The organism is Mesorhizobium sp. P3_A2, from assembly GCF_056403115.1.
The window spans coordinates 261,901-280,349 of sequence record NZ_JBFUGC010000005.1 but is presented as its reverse complement, the minus strand read 5'-3'; the positions used below and the strand labels follow the sequence as shown (position 1 = coordinate 280,349).

The window sequence follows — 18,449 nt, the reverse complement described above, 5'->3', positions numbered from 1 at the left end:
TAGGCGTAGTTTACGGCTCGATCGAGACGCGGATCTCGTAGATATCGACCGCCTTGCCCTGCTTGTCGAAATCGGAGTTGATGGCGATGCTGCCGGCCGCGCCCGGGGGCTTGTCGGGGAACTTCACGTCGAACAGATATTCGTTGCGCTGCTGTCCGACGGCATAGCGCTTGCGACCGCAGTCGCCGAGATCGCCGAAATTGCAGTCGACGGAGATCTGCGTGTCCTTGCCGTCCTCGGCGCGGGCGATGATGTCGAAGACGGCATGTTTGCCGGCAAGCTTCTCCAGCACGCCTTGCCCGACATCGAAGCTGATAGCCGAGCCGGACGCGCCGGAGCGGATGCGCAGGAAGGAGCCGGTATCGTCCTGCACGACATCGGCCTTGGCGTCGGAGGGCGTCGCCACATGAGTCGGATCGGTGGGTGTAAACACGTTGATCCAGTCACGCGCCTGTTCGGCCGCGCCAGGCTGCTGCGGCGCGTTTGTATCGGCGGGCGGCGTGAAATCGTCATCGTCGACCGTCGGCGGCGCCTCGGGCGGGGCCGTGTCGAGCTGCGCCGGCGTCTTGAAGACGCCGGTCTGGACGGCGAAATAGAGGCCGATGCCTGCGGCGGCGAGCAAAGTGACGCCAAAGAAGATCGCCGTCAGCGGCAGGCGGCGGCCTCTTATCCGCCTTTCGTCGCGGTCAGGCGCCACTTCCGTCGCGGTCTCGGCCGGCGCGGAATCGGCCATGTCGATCGCCGGGGCGCCGGGCAACGCGGCATCGGGCATGATGTCGGGGACGACCGGCAGCACGCGCGAGCGCGGCGCGTCGGATGCATCGGGCTGAACCGGCCCATCAACGACGATCGCCGGCGACGGGCCGGCCGCGACGCCTGTCGGGGCATCGACCGCAGGCGCTTCGGCGGCGCCTTGCGTCTCCGCAGTATCTTGGGCCTGAGCGGCGCCTTGCGTCTGCGCAGCGTCTTGCGTCTGCGCGGCGACATCGGGGACCGCCGGCAGGAATTCCGATTCGATCTCGGTGATCTTTTCCTGCACCGCCTTGCGGCGCTTGATGGCGGCTTCCACCGTCACGCCGGGATTGGCCTGAAGGACGCGGTCGAGCGCCGCGAAGGCCGATCGATAGACCCTCTCGCGAAACGCCCGGTCCTCGGCATTGCCTTTCTCGAAGGCGTTGCGGATCGCTTTTTCGATCGCGTCCAAGCGAATTTCCCCTGTCCGTTCGCTCACATTGCCATGATCGTTAGCCGCAGGCGACCAATCAATCAACGGGCGAGCGTCCGCATTCTGCCTCGGCGGGGCGTTGAAAGCCAATTTCCAGGGTTTTTAACAATAAAATCAGCCTGTTTCGCCACCTCCCGGACAATTTACGCGCAGACCGCCGAGATATTCCCATGCGATCGAAAAACGAAACGAGACGTGGCTCCTTCCAGCGCAAACGGAAAATGCCGGGACGATTTGCCGGATGCCGCCTTGAAATCGCGGTTGCCCATCTTGAATTAGCGGCCGGTTGAGTCTATCACCCAGCCGATCTTGGAAGCCCTGCGCTTCCCGGGCCGCTTTAGCTCAGTTGGTAGAGCACATCATTCGTAATGATGGGGTCAGGTGTTCGAGTCACCTAAGCGGCACCAGAAACTTCAACAAAAGCAGCCGACTAGTGCTTTGTGACCCTAGTTCCACGGCTGCGCGGCTATCCGTGGCACCATGATGGCACCAAACTGCCGCAAACTCACGCAGACGATCAGCGATGAATCCAATTCTTTCGGGCGGCCACGCTTTCACGGCGGTAACAGGGGTTCGATGCACTTGGGCGTACCAGCAAAATCAAGCACTTAGGTGTGCCCCCGAAAAATTCATCTAATATCCGTCTATTATCGGCCACGTGGAAAACGATGGAGCGGGATGGAGATCGCAGGAATCATACCGCTGAGATGGCGGTTCCGGCCTCAACCTCAGGGGCGTTTACAGAGGCGAAGCGTGTCGCTGAAGCGAAAAACTCAGCGCAAAAAAATGATTGCTAGCATCGGTAGGCACTTTGTCTCAATCCGCTTCGACAATGTGTCTTGCCGATCGAACGGTCGACTCGGTCTTTGAAGTTGGGCTTTCACCAACTGCTCCCTATTCTGCGTTGATGATTGATCTGCGCAAAGCGATTACAATTCGCCGGTTAAGCACAAACCGGTCATCGGCCGGGCGTCACGGCAGCGCCAGCCAAGCAAGCGGGTCAGGGACTTCGCCGATTGCTGGGCAAATCGCTCGGTTCGATATGACTCTTGCCGCCGGGGGCCATGGTGCAGGCACTTTGCTGAAAGCGATTTATTGCGCTAATCTTCGAATATGCACCAACGCTGATAGACCATTTCGCTGAGGGGGCGAAAATTCATGGAGATGCAGCAGGTCCGCTATTTTCTGGCCCTGTCCAACACGCTAAATTTTACCAGAGCAGCGGAAGAGTGCAATGTCACGCAGCCGGCTCTGACTCGCGCAATCAAGACCCTCGAAGACGAGTTGGGCGGTGAGTTGCTTCGTCGCGAGCGCCAGCATTCCCATCTGACCGAGCTCGGCCGGCGCATGCTGCCCCTGCTGCAACAATGTTACGATGCTGCCACCTCCGCAAAATCTCTCGCAAAGGCCGTGCAAAGCAGTGACGTCGCCCCACTCAACGTAACCATTTCCAACAGCGTCAACATAGCGCTGCTGGTCTCTCCCTTCACCGAGCTTTTCCGAGCCTACCCTGGGGTGCATCTCAAGATCAGTCGCGGTTCCCCGACCGCTGTCATCGAAGCCCTCAAGAGCGGCAATGTCGAACTGGCGGTTGCCGGTCCGCTGGGACAGGCTTGGGATCGGCTCGACACGTGGCCGCTTTTCCAGGAGGGGATCGAGCTCGTCGTGAACTCCGATCACCCTCTTGCCCGCCGAAACGAAGCGGATGTAGCGCTGAGCCAGTTAGCCGCAGAACCCGTGCTCAGTCGGATCGACTGGGAAACGAGCGAAGATCTGTCGCGCGGTCTCTCGGCCAAAGGAATTACGCCTCGCACCACACATGAGGTTGAAACCGACCAGGATTTGCTGGCGCTGCTGGAAGCCAATGCAGGCGTTGGCTTTGTCTCGATGACCGCACCCCGCTCGCCCAACGTCCGCAGACTCAAGCTGCGTGATCTGGATGTTTCTCGGATCGTCGCCGTCTACGCAGTCGCGGGCCGACATCGCTCGCAGGTGGCCGTGACGCTCCTCAACCTCCTGCGATCAACCGACTGGTCGACATTTGGCGTCAGCGAGCCCGCCTGAGCGCCGCGATCAAGTCGTCGATGTCCATCCGCCGACGATAGTCGGGATCGACGAACCGATCTGTGATGATGCCATCAGTTCCAACGACGAAAGTAGCAGGGATCGGCAGGAACCAGCTGCTGTTGCCCTGATAGTTCGGCAGATCGAGGCCGAGGCCCATCAACCGCTCCATCTCGGCTCCCACCCAGATCGCCAGGTTGAGGGACAAAGCGTAGCCATTGTCCATGTCCGTCAGGAAAGGAAACTGAGCACCAACCGAGGCCTTCATTGCCTTTGCGAATTTGCGCCGCTCCGGCATGATGACCACGACCTGGCCGCGCAGCGTCGTAATCTCCAGTTGGGCTTCGACGATGCCGATCGCATTCAAGCGGCAATAGGGACACCAATGTCCGCGCTGAAAGGTAATGACGGCCGGCCCGTGGCTAAGGATTTCAGATAGGCTCACGAGCCTGCCCTCGTCATCAGGCAGCAGGAATGCGGGCATAACATCGCCGGGGGCGGGAGCACTTGCACCAGCTCCCTGTTCCCTGAGGCGCGCCACCAGCCGGTCAACCGCGTCAGCGAACTCCGAGTTCAGTCGGCGCACTGCGCTCGCGATCACCGCCAGCCTCTGGTTGAGAGGTGCATCGAGTTCGATGGCAGCCTGGACGGACTGTTCAAATGTCATTGGCTGGTCATCGGCGGCCATTTCTGCACTTTCGCAATTTCCATGCAGCCTAACATTGAAGCCCCACGAGCACGGCCATGCTTTTCTTGCATGGAGTCGATGCCCTGCGTGCATCGAAGCTATGCGGGTTCATCTTCTGTTCGGTATTGCGGCTCGAATCGTTACATCAGATTTCCTGACTTCCGAAGCGGAAGTCTGAAAGCGGCAGCCAGGCATCGCGTGTGGCTACTGTCACAGCCATCCCTGCACCACCGCCACCGAGGATCGCGACATCACATTTTTCCACCGTCCCGGCCCACCGAGATTCAATGCAATTTGACCCGCGGTTTGGTGCGGTGCGACAGGATTCCCACGATCGTATCCCGCATGGTCTTGAAGGTCCCGTGCACCGCGTTGAGGTGCATCTTGTAGAGCGAGCGATACATCAACCGGGCAAGCAGACCCTCGACCTTCAGTCCGCCGATCAGGCTGCCGAAAGTGCCGTAGTCGGCCAGTGAAACGAGGGAACCGTAGTCGCGGTAACGGAACGCCGGCGCCGCCTGCCCTTCGAGGCGTGCCGCAATCACCTTGACCATATGATCGGCTTGCTGATGGGCCGTCTGGGCGCGCGGCGGCAAGGGATCTTCGCTGCCGGGCAACACACAACTCGCGCAGTCGCCGATCGCAAACACGTTTTCGTCTCCCATGGCCCGCAGCGTCTCATCCACGACCAGGCGGTTGATGCGATCCGTATCGAGGCCATCGAGTTGCTTCAGAAAATCCGGCGCCTTTATCCCCGCGGACCATACGACGAGTTCAGCTGGCACGAACAGCTTCTCGCCAAGCCTGATACCGTCTTCTGTCACTTCGGTGACCTTTATGCCGCATCGGATCTGGACGCCGAGATCAACAAGCCGGCGCGCGGAAGAGCGCGCAAGGTGTTCCGGCAAAGCCGGCAGGATGCGCGGTCCTGCCTCGACGATGGTGATGCGGATCAGCCTTTCGAAATCGATGTTGTCGAGATTGTGCGAGGCGATTTCTCGCATCGACTTATGCAACTCGGCGGCCAGTTCAACGCCGGTGGCCCCGGCGCCAACGATGACGCAATGGAGTTGGCCTGGTGAAAGCTTCTCGTATTGGGCGTTCGCACGCAGGCAGGCGTCGATCATGCGCTTGTTGAAACGGGAGGCCTGACCGGTCGTGTCGAGCGCGATGGCGTGACGCGCCGCCCCCGGCGTCCCGAAATCGTTGCTGACGCTGCCCACGGCCAGCACCAGCGTGTCGTAGCCCAACACCCGCGGCGGGATGATCCGTCGGCCGTCGTCGTCGAAGCTCGGCGCCACAAAAACCTGGCGCTTGGCGCGGTCAATGCCGACGACTTCGCCGATCCGGTAGCGATAGTGGTGCCTGCTGGCATGTGCGATGTATTCCACCGCATCGCTCGACGGATTCAACGCACCGGACGCCACCTCGTGCAGAAGTGGCTTCCAGACATGTGTGCGATTGCGATCGACGAGCGTTATGGAAAGCCGCCGCTTGCCGAATTTCCTGCCGAGCCGTGTTGCCAACTCGAGTCCACCGGCACCTCCGCCGACGATGACTACGCGATGCCGTGAACTGTCGGCGTGGGATGGCGTCTCCGGTATCGTGCGGAAAAGCGCGGCGTCGTTGGCGAGCACGGCTTCCGGAACCAGCCGCATCCCAGGAGTGATGATCTGCATCGGTAGTCTCCGTCTTTTCCTCGGGCTCGCCGCTGGAACAACTCACACTTGCGATTCGTGAATAACGATGCCCTGGAGCAGGTCGACTTCGCATTCCCACGGCTTCTCCAAGAGGACGCGTTGCCCGTGCTCGTATCCGGCCTCCCAGCGGGTGCGAATGCCTGCGCGGGTAAAGTCGATATCCTTGGTGTGGTCCTCTCCGTCGAGGCGCGGTGACAGCAGCCGCACAAGATGCATGACCGACGGACAGCCGTAGGCCGCAAGCTCCTTGAACATTGGATCCTCGCGCAGCTCTTCAGGGACCAACTTTCCCATTTCGCGCACGACGTGGCGCAAACGATGCAGTTGCTCCTGGCGGGCGACGTGGCTACGTCCGCGGCTGGCGTATTGAAGATCCTTCTGCCGGCCCATGACCTGCCAGATCGATTTCGGTTCAGTGGCGCGCGGTTGCCACATGTTGACGGCAAAGATCAGCGCGTCGCGCCGCGGGCGCTCGTCCAGCACGACCTCGATGGGCGTGTTCGAATAGATGCCGCCATCCCAGTAGGGCTCGCCGTCGATGCAGACTGCCGGGAAAGCCGGCGGCAAGGCGCCCGACGCCATGATATGGGCCACCGACAACGGCATCAGGCTGCTATCGAAATATTTGAGTTCGCTGGTGTTGACGTTGACAGCGCCGACTGTCAGCCGCGTGTAACGGCGGTTGAGGCAGTCGAAGTCGATAAGGTTGTTTAGCGTCCGCTTCAGCGGATCGGTGGTGTAGTAGGATGCATTCTCCACACCCACTTCGCGATTGACCCCGAACATGGCGCTTGGGTTGGGCTCGAAGAATCCCGGTATGCCATGTATCACCGTGCCCATATTGGCAAAAATGTTGCTTGGAACCATCATCCGGAAGAACTCGTCGAGCGGACTGCTGCGACCGACGCCATCCCAGAATTCGCGCAGTCTTGGCAGGCGGTCTTGTGGTTCGTTCCCGGCAATGAGCGCGGCGTTGATCGCGCCGATCGAGGTGCCAATCACCCAGTCCGGCTCGATACCGCCTTCGACCATCGCCTGGTAGACGCCGGCCTGATACGCGCCCAGCGCGCCGCCGCCCTGCAGGACCAGCACAGTCTGCCGCTGGACCGAACCACCGGCCACACTCGCGGCCGCTTGCAGAGGTTCTGACGCCGAAGGATTTCTGGTGATCTTGTTCATGGTTGTTCAGCTCCTCGTTGCCGGATTCAATGGGCAGTCCAGCCGCCTTCGATCGGCATGATCGCGCCGGTGATCGAAGCCGCATCGTTCGAGGCCAGGAACAGGCAGAGAGCCGCGACCTGGGCGACAGTCACGAACTGTTTGGTTGGCTGGGCTGCCAGGAGCACGTCCTTGATCACCTGTTCTTCCGTGATCCCGCGCGCCTTGGCTGTGTCGGGAATCTGCTTTTCGACCAATGGAGTGAGGACGTATCCTGGGCAGACAGCATTGACGGTGATGCCTTGCTCAGCGACTTCAAGCGCGACCGTCTTGGTCAGACCGGCGACCCCGTGCTTGGCAGCGACATAAGCGGATTTATACGGCGAAGCGACGAGCGCGTGGGCAGATGCAACATTGATGATGCGACCCCATTTACGGTCTTTCATGGCCTGCAGCGCGCGCCGGATCGTGTAAAACGACGACATCAGATCGATCGCCACGACCGCCTCGAATTTTTCGATCGGAAAGTCATCGATCGGCGCGACATGCTGGATGCCGGCATTGTTGACGAGGATGTCTATTGCGCCGAACTCGGCGATTGCCTTGTCCATCATCGCGGTGATCGCGCTGCCCTTGCTCATGTCCGCGCCGTCGTAGCGAACAGTCACACCATGGTCCGCGGCAAGCTTTGCTCTCAGCAACTCGATCTCACCGAGATCGCCGAAGCCGTTCAGAACGATGTTGCAGCCCTTCGCGGCGAAGGCTTCGGCAATGCCTTGGCCGATGCCGCTGGTCGAACCTGTGATCAGTGCCGTCTTTCCTCTGAGCATCGTTGTTTCCTTCGGTTGAAGCCGGGGCCGAAATGGCCTGTAAACGGCTGCGAGCGACGGGCCTTGGAGCCCAGTCTCGACTTCTGGGCCAAGTATGGCGGGCAGCTGGAGGCGGCGGAAATGCCGTTGAGACATGGTTTCGATAGCCCACGGTCACATCGTCGATCTGTCGTCTGGGACATGAATCGCCTGATCGGGTTGTTTGACGTTGGGGCAACTAGTAAGATCACCGGGCAACGCGGGTCGTGCCGTGTGCCAGCCGCTGGGGGAGCGTGCAGTGGAGATCAGCCAGGTCAGGTATTTCTTGGCCGTCGCCAAGGAACTGAATTTCACCAGGGCGGCCGAGCTGTGCAACGTTACGCAGCCGGCACTGTCGCGCGCAATCAAGCTGCTCGAAGACGAGTTCGGCGGCGCGCTTTTTCACCGTGAGCGACGCTTCACTCATCTGACGGAACTCGGTCGCATGGTCGAGACCTATCTCGAAGGCGTTTTCGAAAACTCCCGGCAGGCCAAGCAGATCGCCGAGCAATATGTGCACCTCAAGAAGACGCCTCTCCGGGTCGGCATCATGAGCACGATTGCTCCGGATGAAATCATCGAGCTCATTTCGTCCGTGCGCACGCACCATCCGGGCGTGGAGCTTCATCTTTGCGATGCCGATGCACCGAGCTTGCGCAAACGACTGCTCGGGGGAGATCTCGAGGCAGCAATTTACGCGTTGCCGTCAAACGTGCCCGATGAGGAGGTTCATTCCTTGCCGCTGTTTCAGGAGCAGATGGTGATGGCCGTTCATCTGAACCATCGCCTGGCCAACCAGCGCAGCGTGCGGGTGACGGATATGAGCAATGAGACCTACATCCACCGCAACAATTGTGAATTTGCCGGTTATGCCGATGCCATTCTTGCCTCGCAGGGCGTCACCGTCAGTCCCGTTTACTGGAGCGATCGTGACGATTGGACACTCGCAATGATCGCCGCCGGGCTTGGTTTCGGATTCATGCCTGAGCATACCGCCAAGCACCCCGGAGTGGTGCCGTTGCCGATCACCGATCCGGAATTCTGGCGCGAGGTCAATCTCGTCACGGTGCGCGGCCGCAGGCATTCGCCGGCGGTTGGCGCACTCGTGCGCGAGGCCACGCAGAAGAAGTGGTTCGGCGAGCGTGCAAAGGCGTTGTCCGCCGCTGAATAGCCTCTGCGCGCAAACACGTTCTTTCCCATGCCAGAGTGATGGATCTCCGGCACATGTCCACGCTCAGTTCTTCCTGATTGTCGAGGTCACCGACTGGATGACCTCGGTTGCCATCTTGAACTGCGGGGCGCGATCCGTGATGCCATGACGCTTGGCGATCCAGTCGAAGTCGCTATAGGCGGCGTAAACCGCGCCATCCGCAGTCTGATAGACCAGCACGCGCACCGGCCAGTCGAGACCGGCTTCGGGATTGGATGTGATGAAGGTTGTCCCGAGGGCCGGGTTGCCGAACATCACCAGTCGCGACGGCCTGACTTCGTTGCCGGCATTGTTGCCCAGCTTTGCCTGGTCGATGACGCCGAAGAACTTGATGCCTTTCTTGAGGACATCTTTCTTGATGCGGGCGATGGTTTCAGTGACGGAATAGTCGCTCTTCACCGTGACAACGCCATCAGAAGCGGCGGCTGGGATGGCGGCAACTATCAGTAGGGCGGCTCCAGCAATCATGGTCTTGAGGTAGTTGGTCATGTCAGTCTCCTTTGTTGAATGGTCATTTTTCGGTCTTGGGTGTCACGTCTTTGGAGGTTGCAGCACGCGCGCCACCGCGATGGCGCCGGCAAGGAAGGCGGCGAGCACGGCCACGCATGCGGTCCACCCGATCCGGTCGTAAATCTGTCCGATGACGAAGCTGCCAGCGAGCCCGCCCCCATAGTAGGAGGCCAAGTAGATGCCGCTCGCGGCGGTGCGATCGCGCGAGGCGGTCCGGCTGACGTGCCCCGTAGCTATCGCTTGCGCCAGGAAGGTTCCCATGGCGATCAGCGCCATCCCTGCAAGGACGATCGGCAGGCTGGTTGTGAGCAACAGCAGCAGCCCAACGATTGCCATCGCAAGCGTTGCACCGATACCAATCCTCGGGCCGAGACCGGCCGTGACACGTCCGGCGAGTGGCGTGGTCAGCATCGATGGCAGGAAGACGAAATAGATCAGTCCGAGTGCCATCGGTGACAGCGACAGCGGCGGGGCGACAAGCTGGAAATTCACATAGGTGAAGGTGCCTATGAAGACGAAAAGGATCAGGAAGCCGATCGCGAAACAAGCACGTAGTTCGGCATTCTCCAGAGGGCCTTTCCAGGATGCGCGGGCAGATTGACCGACCGTATCGACGCGCATCGCTGCCGAAGTCTTTTGTAGCGTGAACCAGACAAGCGCCGCGCCAGACAAATTGAGAGCCGCGAAGGTCAGAAAGTTGGTGGAGATGCCGAATGTGTCGGCGACGGCGGCCGACATCAGTCGTCCGAAGAAATTGCTGGCGACATTGCCCGTTACATAGGCGGCGAGCGCACTGGTCGTCTGCCGTGCGGAGAAATGTTCGGCCAGGTAGGCCATCGTCAGCGTGAACGCGGTCGACATGCAGAGGCCTTGCGCAACGCGCAGGAGGGCAAAGACGACTATGCTGTCGGTCTGCGAAAGCAGTGTTGTCGGGATCGCCAATATGGCCAGGCTGATCCAGATGCCGTTGCGGCGATCGATGCCGCGCCCGAAGAGGGCAACAGCGATACCTGCCACCGCCATGCCGAACGTGCTGGCGTTGACGGCGAACCCCATAGTTGCACGGCTGACGCCGAATTTTATCACCAGTGACGGCAGTATTGCCTGGGTGGCGAACAGATCGACAAGCGTAAGAAATGCGATCAGCGCAACAAGGCCAAAGCGCCAACTATCTGCGGCCACGTTGTGCAGCGGCGTCATTTCTGTCTGTTCACTGGTTGTCATGACGAGGCTCCGTGGCCGGACGTCCCCAGGCGATTACCTGAGGACGCGCATTCGGTTGCTGAGTGTGGGAACTGTCCGCCGAAACGTTCGGATCACATCATGTGGTCGTCGGGCATCGCGGGCGGAAGGACGTCGGCGGAATAGAGCACCGCGGGCACCTTGCCATTATTCTTCCACCAATGGGCGAGCTGGCCGAATTCGGCTGTCACGTCGCCGGCCGGATGTTCGATCCCGACCTTGCAGGTGCTGGCGTATTCAGTGATCGAGCCCTCGACGACGATAATGTTAGCGGGACGAACCGTGTGCTCATGCCACGGCACCACGCCGCCCGGCTGAACGACGAGCTTGCGCAGACGCAGCATGTTGCCCTTCCAGGCTTCGCCCTTCGGGCTGAGATCGATCGCCGAAAGAACGGTGTCGGTCACGCCGACCGGCTTGCTGGGATGTTCCTGGGTATCGGTCGTTGCGGCCTGGCCGGCGGGGCAGTCGCCGGCGAAGGCTGGAGCAGAGGAAAAAGTAGCGGTTGCCGAAAGCAGACCTGCCACAAACGAAAGGGTGAGTTTTTTGGTAGCCATCTTGTATTTCTCCTTTGTCGGTGCCCAAACGCGGGAGGCGGGGCATGACGAGGAGAGTGACGGGAGCGATCCGAAAAGAGAAATGCTGACTGGCTCTGAAATCGATACCTGAAAACTATCGTGGACCATCGCAAATGCATGTGGGGCACACGCGGCAAACCGCCACGTGCGACCCCTTAATTCTTTGATTTGCTTCAGGCAGCGGTCTTTTGGATGGCCTGGACGATTGCGCTCTCAGGCCAGCCATGCGCCTTGACGCTGTTTACGAAAGCCGATGCAGCAGGCGAGAAGCGTCGCCCCGCCACCACGACCAGGGAAACCTCCCGCCAAACTTCAGGATCGATCACCGGCCTGATCTGCAAGCCCGGGATGACGGCACTGAATTCCGGGATGAAGCAGATTCCCAGCCCCCCGGAAACCATGTTCTGAATCCAGTCCTCGCGCTCGCTCGCATAGGAGATCCTGAGCTTTACGCCACGGTCGTTGCACAGGCCCGCGAGATGATCGCGATACTCGCAATTGAGCCGCCTGAGATAATTTTCACCATCGAGTTCGGAGATTGCCACGTTGTCATTGCGGGCCAGCCGATGGCCGTTTGGAAAGGCGAGGACAAAGCGCTCGCGATAAAGCGGTGTGACGTCGAAGCGGTCCGGAAAGCTGTCGCTTGACGCCATTATGGCGACATCGATCTCGCCGGACTCTAGAAGTTGGGAGAGTGATGCCGGGACGCCCTCAACCAGTTGCAGCTGGATGCCCTGCTGACGCCGGTTAAAGTCGGTCAGCAGGCCGGTGAAGCGACGGGGGCCGATCGTACACATGACGCCGACCTTAAGGTTGGCGTTTTCCAGGCACAGGAACCTTGATGCCTCCTGCCGCACTCCAGTCAGTTCGTCGAGGATCTGCTGGAAACGTGGGCGAAGCAGCACACCTAGGTCGGTCAGGTGGGTCAAGCTTCGTTCGCGGCGAAACAGTAGCCCTCCGACCTCCTCCTCAAGTTGCTGAATGGCGCGGGATAGCGCCGGCTGAGTGACGTTGCACTTTTCACCTGCGCGCGTGAAGTTTCGCGTCTCGCACACGGCCAGGAAGTAGCGGATGTGGTGAATGTCCATGCCGATTTGTCCCCGAATTGCAGACGTGGCTGTTCGTGCTTCGGAGACTGCCGTAAGGCGCGCTTTGGCGCCAATGCACTGCGGCTATAAAGTCGATAGCGGTCTGTCATGGCGCCGTGACAGCGCTCGCTACGGACAAATTGTGTTGCGCAGCAGCTACCACCTTCAAATTGGATGGCGGAGCAGCTCAATTGGCGCCGCCAAGCGCCAATACATTGGCGCAGAACGCAGCGTGCGGCTTGCTTATGGCTGCGTCATTGCACATCTTCATCATCGTGCCCTGATCCTTCCGAGGCACAGCCAGCCAGGCCTTCTTGAAACCGGCCATAGGCTTCATCGTTTTCATTCCGGCATCGCTATAGAATGATGGCAGCGACGCCAGGTCGCTGAAGGCATCGGCAGGATGCGCGTCTGGCCAAAAGACTGAAGGCGAACACCCCACACAGACAGTTCGTATTCTCATGACACGCTCTTCCTTGTGCTGAAGGCTTGCCAGCGACCGTCGTCGCGCCAAGCAAGATCGTCGCCTGGCTGGCAAAACCTTGCGCCGCGCAAGGGATTGCAGCCAATGCAATCTGCCTATGGAGTTCATGCCACCTTGGCATTTCGCCAATGGAGGATCATGCGGCAGTGTCTCCATCAAACGCCTTGCCGGGCGTTCTTCGGGAGGAGACTCAAAAGATGCAAATCCAGGCCGCAACCGACCAAGCCTTCATTGCCGGTGCGAGACCCGCGACGGAAGACCGCCAGCTGATCGACATTACCCTGGCAAGCGATGCACACGGCGCATTTGTCTGGGGCGTGCTCGATCGCTTGCTGGATGAACCTCGTCTTTCCTTCCGCAGCATCACCGCATCCGGTTTCGGGAGCATGGAAGCGGCGGTTCTTGCCTACGGACTGGCTTTGGGCGGCAGGCGTGGGGCAAGGACGGCGCTTACCAATTTCTGGCGGCGCGTCAGCCACGCATCGATGTCTGTGGCCGCGACAGCCAATCCATTGAAATCAATCCTGGAACAGTCGATCGACATTGCCGAGTTGCACAAAAACAGCTGCCAGTTGAAGCTCAACATCCTGACTTCAAATGCCCGCACCGACACCGTGACGATTTTCTCCGGCGACCAGTTGTCGATCGACGCTATCCTGGCGGGAGCGACAGTCCCATTTCTATTCCCGCCCGTGGAAATCGATGGCGATACGTATTGGGGCGAAGGCGATTTTTCGGCCTTGCCAGCAGTGCAGCCGATCGAGGCTGGGCATTGGCTCATTGTCAGCGGCAAACCCTCCGGGTGCATGACGCCTTGTGCGGCTTACCGCCTCGCCGCAAATGCCGTGAACTCTGGATCTGTCCTCTTCGACAGCCATCACAGAACAAGCGCTGCCTTGTTTACCAGGCCTTGGATCGACTGGGGCGAATTGACCGACATGCGTGACCGCGGTCGCCAGCGAGCCGAGGACTGGCTTCTCGCCGACCATCCAACCTTGAGCGAAAGCTCGGTCGTCGACAACAAAAATCGATACGTCTAGGCGCCTCCCTCCGCCTAGCCGCGCCCGCTTCGCTCCGCTCACGAAGTGCAGGCGCCAAAGCCCTCCGGTTCCCCGCCGGAGGGCTTTTGCTCGCTATCCTCCTCAACATAGTGACCGCGTATCAAATCCATGCCGAGACAGCATTTCAGCTTCATCGCACGTTCGACGACACTGTTTGCAGACAGGCCGCCAGGTCAGTCTTCCCTCGAAACGCAATCAGGAGAAACGACCGTGATCAACACCAAGACCCTCATCGGATCGGCCCTCGCGGCCGCCACCTCGCTTGCTGCAACTGCAGCATATAGCGGCCCCGCCGCTAAGCCCAGCTTCTCGTTCGAGAAGTGCTATGGCGTCGTCAAGGCCGGCCAGAACGACTGCCAGACTGCGACGCATTCATGCGCCGGCACCTCGACCGCCGACAACCAGCCGGACTCCTGGCTCTACGTGCCGGCCGGCAGCTGCGCCAAGATCACCGGCGGCAGCGACAAGCCGAAAGCCTGACCGACCCAGACTTCAAGCCAACCCCCTTTGGAAGGGAGCAGACCGATGTCCCGTGCATTTCAGCCCCTCACGATCCCGGCATCCGCTGGCATCGGTCTGCGCTCTCCTCACATCAGCGAGATGCTGACCCGCAGACCCTCCGCTGGCTGGCTCGAAGTGCATGCCGAGAACTATATGGGCGACGGCGCCGCCGTCGAGGCGCTTGAACGGCTGCGCCAAATATATCCGCTGTCGGTGCACGGCGTCGGCCTGTCTTTGGGCAGCGCACAAGGCGTGGACCGCAGTCATCTGGAAAGGCTGCGCAAGGTCTGCGAGCGGTTCCAGCCTGATCTTGTTTCGGAGCATCTTGCCTGGAGCGTTGCCGACGGAGCCTATCTCAATGACCTGCTGCCCCTTCGCTATGACGAAGAGGCGCTGGCGATCGTGGCGCGCAATGTAGCGACCATCCAGGATACGCTGAAGCGGCGTGTGCTGATCGAGAACCTGTCCGCCTATGTCGCGTTTGCGGACTCCTCCATGAATGAAGCTGAATTTCTGGCCGAGCTGGTGGCGCAAACGGGCTGCGGCCTGCTTCTGGACGTCAACAATGTCCAGGTTTCGGCGCACAATCTTCAATACGATGCCAAGACCTTCATCGACGCTTTGCCCGCCGATGCCATCGGTGAAATCCACCTTGCCGGCCACGCGACCAATCAGGTCGGCGGCGACACCGTGCTGATCGACGATCATGGCTCTCGCGTGCCGCCAGTTGTCTGGCACCTCTACCAGCATGCCATCACCAGTCTTGGACCGCGCCCTACGCTGATCGAATGGGATACCGATGTGCCGGTTCTCGACGTTCTGCTTGGTGAAGCCATGTGGGCCGACATGCTCACCGCTTCGGTCATGTTCAACCGCAAGCAAGCCGCGCGGCACATCGCCACGACTATGGCCCCGCCGGCGCCCACGCTACCGGCTTTCGAAAGCTCTCAGACCAGCATGCCTGTGCTTGCGGCATTTGCCGCTGCCAGAGCCAAACCGGCCATGCACATGGCCTTGCCGACAATCGAGGGAGGATATGATGCTGCCGCTTGAACACCTGCAAACCATCGTTACGCGCTCGGTGCTGGCCATAGAGCCTCTGATCGACGCGAGAATGCTGACCGCCGGCAAGGCCGACCCACTGGCTCGCCTGCGCATCTACCAGAACAATACGCGCAGTTCGTTGACTGCTGTGCTGATGGCGGTCTTCCCCGTTACGGCTCGTCTCGTCGACGAACGTTTCTTCCGCTTTATGGCGAGCGAGTTCATTCGACGGCATCCGCCGGCGGAGTCACGCCTGGCGCGTTATGGCGCTGGCTTCCCTCGCTTCCTGAAGACCATCGACACCCTGTCCGACGTGCCGATCGTTGCCGAGACGGCTCGGCTCGAATGGGCCATTGCCGAAGCACTCGATACGGCTTCGCTGCCGGCCCGCAGTCTCGCAGAATACGACAGCACCGACCTTAGGCTGTCGCCGGATATCCTGCTCCAGCCCTCACTGCGACTGATCGTCTCCCACTGGTCGATCCTATCGGTATGGATGGAGCATCAGCGGGAGACTGCGGTCGATGAAAAAATCACCTGGACAAGGCGCCCCGAACGGGTGGCGCTGTGGCGATCGGGGAACTACGTGCGGCTTTTTCTGCTCGACCGCGCGACCTTCGCCTTCTGGCATTCGCTGAAGCACGGCTTCGGCCTTGAGCATGCCACTGGCCGCGCCTTGGCGCTCGACCCGGCCTTCGACCTGGTTTCAGCGCTTGTGCGTCTGTTCCGCGACAGGCTCGTCACCGACGTGCGCGTCCCGGTGCACCCTCTCTCAAACTGAAGGAAACGATCATGACTGCGATACCGGAATATTCCCCTCCTCGCCCTGCCGGCCTTGTTGGTCTTTACCGACGAGTGATCAAGTTGCCGGAGCGCATCCCATTTTCGCTGGTCCAGCTCGCAGCTCGCGTGGCGATTGCGCATGTCTTCTGGCAGTCCGCACAATCGAAGCTGGCGTCCTGGCCGGTGACGCTGCAGCTGTTCGCCAGCGAATACAATCTACCAATCATCGATCCGTCGATCGCGGCGCCGCTGGCGACAACGGCAGAGATCACCGGGGCGGTGCTGCTTTTTCTGGGGCTGTTCTCGCGTCTCGGCGCGCTGATGCTGCTCGGTGTCGTTTCGGTGATCCAGATCTTTGTTTTTCCGGAGAACTGGGCGGAACACCTGCTGTGGGCCTCGCTGCTGTTGCTGGTGCTTACGCGTGGTGCCGGGGTTTTCTCACTCGACTATGTAGCCGATCGAATCTCTTTGGCCTCCAAAACCTGAACATTTCAGCCCCGGGGAGGCTGACCTGACGTGCATCCTCACCCATGCTTTGAAAGCCGAATGAAGTCCAACCCACTGGACACAGCGTCGCAGGCCGCCGTTCCCGCCTGAGCTAGGTGCACCTCAAGGGTTGACGTGGCGGTCTTCGGTCTTGCCATGGCCAAGAATTCCGGCAGCGGTCACGTTGCTGTGAGACCGTAACGGGCACTCGCCGCGCGGCGAATACGGATTCATGCAAGTTCTCTCACCTCTTCGGACGATGTTGAGCTCTCGCGCACCGGATCCAAAAGAAAGTTCGCCAGCACGTCTTTCAGTCGACTTCTCTCAAAAACGTCACTCTACCCTTCAAGTTCTGCCAGCGGATGGGCGCCGTTACCGATAAGGTTGATCGTGGGCTTTGGCTTCCTTGCTCATGGCTATGCCAAACTCAGCAGAGGGCCGGGAAGCTTTGGCGTCGTGCTTCAGACACTGGGAGTCCCAGAGCCTCAAGCGCTAGCATGGTTGACAACGCTGGTTGAACTTGTCAGCGGCGGTGCTGTGCTGGCGGGCGCGTTCATTCCGCTCGTCAGTGTTGCGGAATTTAGCGGCGCATCGGGAATCTGGCACTCCCGCTTCGCGAATATCGCCTATCCGGCCGTGCCCATGTTTGGCGTGACGTCACGACAGGACCGCTTCCACCGGCCGGCGCGGCGAGAACGGCAAGGTGGGTCCGTAGCCGAAGCGCATCACGATGTCAGGCCTACCCCCGGGCATCCCCAGAAGGCTTGCGAGCTGTGTCCGCAGGGCCGTGACTTCGACGGGCTGGTTGATGAAGGCGTGCTTGAGGCCGAGCGTTGTTGCCTGCAGGGCGAAGCGCTGGCAGGCGCGTCCTGCGCGGACCCAGTGATCCTTGTCGTCGCGCTCCGACACGAAGATCGCAACCCCAGCGGAGGAGCGCAGCTGCCGGGCGTATTTGTCATTCTCTGCGCCAGCACGGAAGAGCAGATCGAACATCAGACCGCCGAGCCAAGTAGGCGCGGTCGGATTGCCGCTCGCCGCGCTGAAGAGGCCGTCGCCGGCTTCGAGCGCCTGGCGGGGATTGAAGCGAAGCCAATCCTTCAGCTCGCGCACGAAGGCGGGATCGTCCATCTGCGCGCTGTTGCCCGCGATGACGAACTCGAGCACGCGCTCAATCTGCCGCCGATCGGTCGTCAGAATCAGATCGACTCGGGGAATGCGTGCCGCCGCGGCCAGGACCTCCAGGTCGTCGACGGCGACCGGCCGTCCGTCATAATCGGCGCGCGTCGACTGGCGCGTAGGGATCGCCTCGAAGAGGGTGGAACGTTCCGCCGGCCCGGCGCCAAGCTCGAAGGCCACGAAGCCGTTACCGGCCGGATCGAACCGCAATTCGCCGCCGCGGCCGCGCGCAGCGGCGGCGAGCGCGAGGTTCTCGGCGGCGCAGCCGAGGCTGACGAAAAGATGGTGGTCATCGGGATCCACCATGGGCGTGCGCCGCGCGAAATCCGGAAGGATCGCAATGCGGCCATCGGCAAAGTGAAAGCGCCAGGGCTGGGTATTGTGGCCGTTCGCAGCCAATGTGGCGTAGCGAACGAGGTCTTTGAGTTCCGGACGTTCGGAGAGCGTCGCCCGCATCGCGGAGGCCGCGGCGGCGTAGTCGGCCATCGAGCCGGTGCGCGAGAAACTGAATGCCGCCGCGCCAACGGCGCCTGCCGTCAATGCACCCGCACCGATCAGCACTTGCCGCCTGTTCATCGATCAAGACCTAAAGAAACGGGTTGG

Annotated in this window: 18 protein-coding genes, 1 tRNA gene and 1 pseudogene; 9 read left to right on the top strand and 11 right to left on the bottom strand. The window is 60.7% G+C overall.

What is annotated here, in order from left to right; translation table 11 throughout:
* Positions 1-10: 10 nt before the first annotated feature.
* Positions 11-1,204 (bottom strand): hypothetical protein, encoded by a 1,194-nt coding sequence (locus AC1DXM_RS14205; protein ID WP_477233612.1) that lies wholly within the window; start codon positions 1,202-1,204, stop codon positions 11-13.
* A gap of 352 nt (positions 1,205-1,556) precedes the next feature.
* On the opposite strand from AC1DXM_RS14205, the gene AC1DXM_RS14200 reads away from it, so the two are divergent.
* Together AC1DXM_RS14200 and AC1DXM_RS14195 are read left to right on the top strand one after the other, a co-directional pair.
* Positions 1,557-1,632: transfer RNA gene (locus AC1DXM_RS14200), tRNA-Thr, on the top strand.
* Between the two features lie 751 nt (positions 1,633-2,383).
* On the top strand, positions 2,384-3,289 hold the full coding sequence (locus AC1DXM_RS14195; RefSeq protein WP_477233611.1) for a LysR family transcriptional regulator: 906 nt from the start codon (positions 2,384-2,386) through the stop codon (positions 3,287-3,289).
* Here AC1DXM_RS14195 and AC1DXM_RS14190 read toward each other — a convergent pair.
* The 4 genes from AC1DXM_RS14190 to AC1DXM_RS14175 all read right to left on the bottom strand — a co-directional run bounded on the left by AC1DXM_RS14190 (position 3,273) and on the right by AC1DXM_RS14175 (position 7,665).
* Positions 3,273-3,977, bottom strand: coding sequence for a peroxiredoxin-like family protein (locus AC1DXM_RS14190; protein ID WP_477233610.1), 705 nt, complete (start codon positions 3,975-3,977; stop codon positions 3,273-3,275). The two genes, AC1DXM_RS14195 and AC1DXM_RS14190, sit on opposite strands and share 17 nt — an antisense overlap.
* Positions 3,978-4,261: 284 nt before the next feature.
* Positions 4,262-5,656: an NAD(P)/FAD-dependent oxidoreductase gene (locus tag AC1DXM_RS14185; protein ID WP_477233609.1), complete on the bottom strand. Its 1,395-nt coding sequence runs from the start codon at positions 5,654-5,656 to the stop codon at positions 4,262-4,264.
* A 42-nt stretch (positions 5,657-5,698) separates the two neighbouring features.
* Positions 5,699-6,856 (bottom strand): patatin-like phospholipase family protein, encoded by a 1,158-nt coding sequence (locus tag AC1DXM_RS14180; RefSeq protein ID WP_477233608.1) that lies wholly within the window; start codon positions 6,854-6,856, stop codon positions 5,699-5,701.
* Between the two features lie 26 nt (positions 6,857-6,882).
* Positions 6,883-7,665, bottom strand: coding sequence for a 3-hydroxybutyrate dehydrogenase (locus tag AC1DXM_RS14175; RefSeq protein ID WP_477233607.1), 783 nt, complete (start codon positions 7,663-7,665; stop codon positions 6,883-6,885).
* A 202-nt stretch (positions 7,666-7,867) separates the two neighbouring features.
* Between AC1DXM_RS14175 and AC1DXM_RS14170 the strand changes: the two genes are divergently transcribed.
* Positions 7,868-8,854, top strand: coding sequence for a LysR family transcriptional regulator (locus AC1DXM_RS14170; RefSeq protein ID WP_477233606.1), 987 nt, complete (start codon positions 7,868-7,870; stop codon positions 8,852-8,854).
* A gap of 63 nt (positions 8,855-8,917) precedes the next feature.
* On the opposite strand, the gene AC1DXM_RS14165 is transcribed toward AC1DXM_RS14170, so the two are convergent.
* The 5 genes from AC1DXM_RS14165 to AC1DXM_RS14145 form a co-directional block, all read right to left on the bottom strand.
* Complete coding sequence (locus tag AC1DXM_RS14165) at positions 8,918-9,382, bottom strand: DUF302 domain-containing protein (RefSeq protein ID WP_192247652.1); 465 nt, start codon at positions 9,380-9,382, stop codon at positions 8,918-8,920.
* A gap of 42 nt (positions 9,383-9,424) precedes the next feature.
* Positions 9,425-10,627: an MFS transporter gene (locus AC1DXM_RS14160; protein ID WP_192247655.1), complete on the bottom strand. Its 1,203-nt coding sequence runs from the start codon at positions 10,625-10,627 to the stop codon at positions 9,425-9,427.
* Positions 10,628-10,719: 92 nt separating this feature from the next.
* The gene (locus tag AC1DXM_RS14155) at positions 10,720-11,202 is read right to left on the bottom strand and encodes a cupin domain-containing protein (RefSeq protein ID WP_477233605.1); all 483 of its coding nucleotides are present in this window, start codon (positions 11,200-11,202) and stop codon (positions 10,720-10,722) included.
* Positions 11,203-11,396: 194 nt separating this feature from the next.
* A complete protein-coding gene (locus AC1DXM_RS14150) occupies positions 11,397-12,311 on the bottom strand; it encodes a LysR family transcriptional regulator (RefSeq protein WP_477233604.1) in 915 nt (304 codons plus the stop codon).
* Positions 12,312-12,498: 187 nt separating this feature from the next.
* Positions 12,499-12,951 (bottom strand): hypothetical protein, encoded by a 453-nt coding sequence (locus tag AC1DXM_RS14145; RefSeq protein WP_477233603.1) that lies wholly within the window; start codon positions 12,949-12,951, stop codon positions 12,499-12,501.
* Between the two features lie 41 nt (positions 12,952-12,992).
* On the opposite strand from AC1DXM_RS14145, the gene AC1DXM_RS14140 reads away from it, so the two are divergent.
* The 6 genes and pseudogenes from AC1DXM_RS14140 to AC1DXM_RS14115 form a co-directional block, all read left to right on the top strand.
* A complete protein-coding gene (locus tag AC1DXM_RS14140) occupies positions 12,993-13,835 on the top strand; it encodes a patatin-like phospholipase family protein (RefSeq protein WP_477233602.1) in 843 nt (280 codons plus the stop codon).
* Positions 13,836-14,066: 231 nt separating this feature from the next.
* Positions 14,067-14,336, top strand: coding sequence for a BufA1 family periplasmic bufferin-type metallophore (locus AC1DXM_RS14135; protein ID WP_192247663.1), 270 nt, complete (start codon positions 14,067-14,069; stop codon positions 14,334-14,336).
* A gap of 45 nt (positions 14,337-14,381) precedes the next feature.
* Positions 14,382-15,410, top strand: a complete 1,029-nt coding sequence (bufB, locus tag AC1DXM_RS14130; protein WP_477233601.1) for an MNIO family bufferin maturase — start codon at positions 14,382-14,384, stop codon at positions 15,408-15,410.
* Complete coding sequence (locus tag AC1DXM_RS14125) at positions 15,397-16,182, top strand: HvfC/BufC family peptide modification chaperone (RefSeq protein ID WP_477233600.1); 786 nt, start codon at positions 15,397-15,399, stop codon at positions 16,180-16,182. The genes bufB and AC1DXM_RS14125 overlap by 14 nt, the downstream gene beginning before the upstream one ends.
* Positions 16,183-16,193: 11 nt before the next feature.
* Positions 16,194-16,670, top strand: coding sequence for a DoxX family protein (locus AC1DXM_RS14120; RefSeq protein ID WP_477233599.1), 477 nt, complete (start codon positions 16,194-16,196; stop codon positions 16,668-16,670).
* Positions 16,671-16,892: 222 nt separating this feature from the next.
* Positions 16,893-17,234, top strand: a pseudogene (locus AC1DXM_RS14115) (DoxX family protein); the annotation flags it as partial.
* A 93-nt stretch (positions 17,235-17,327) separates the two neighbouring features.
* Here the strand turns inward: AC1DXM_RS14115 and AC1DXM_RS14110 are convergent.
* A complete protein-coding gene (locus AC1DXM_RS14110) occupies positions 17,328-18,422 on the bottom strand; it encodes an Acg family FMN-binding oxidoreductase (protein WP_477233598.1) in 1,095 nt (364 codons plus the stop codon).
* Positions 18,423-18,449: the final 27 nt, after the last annotated feature.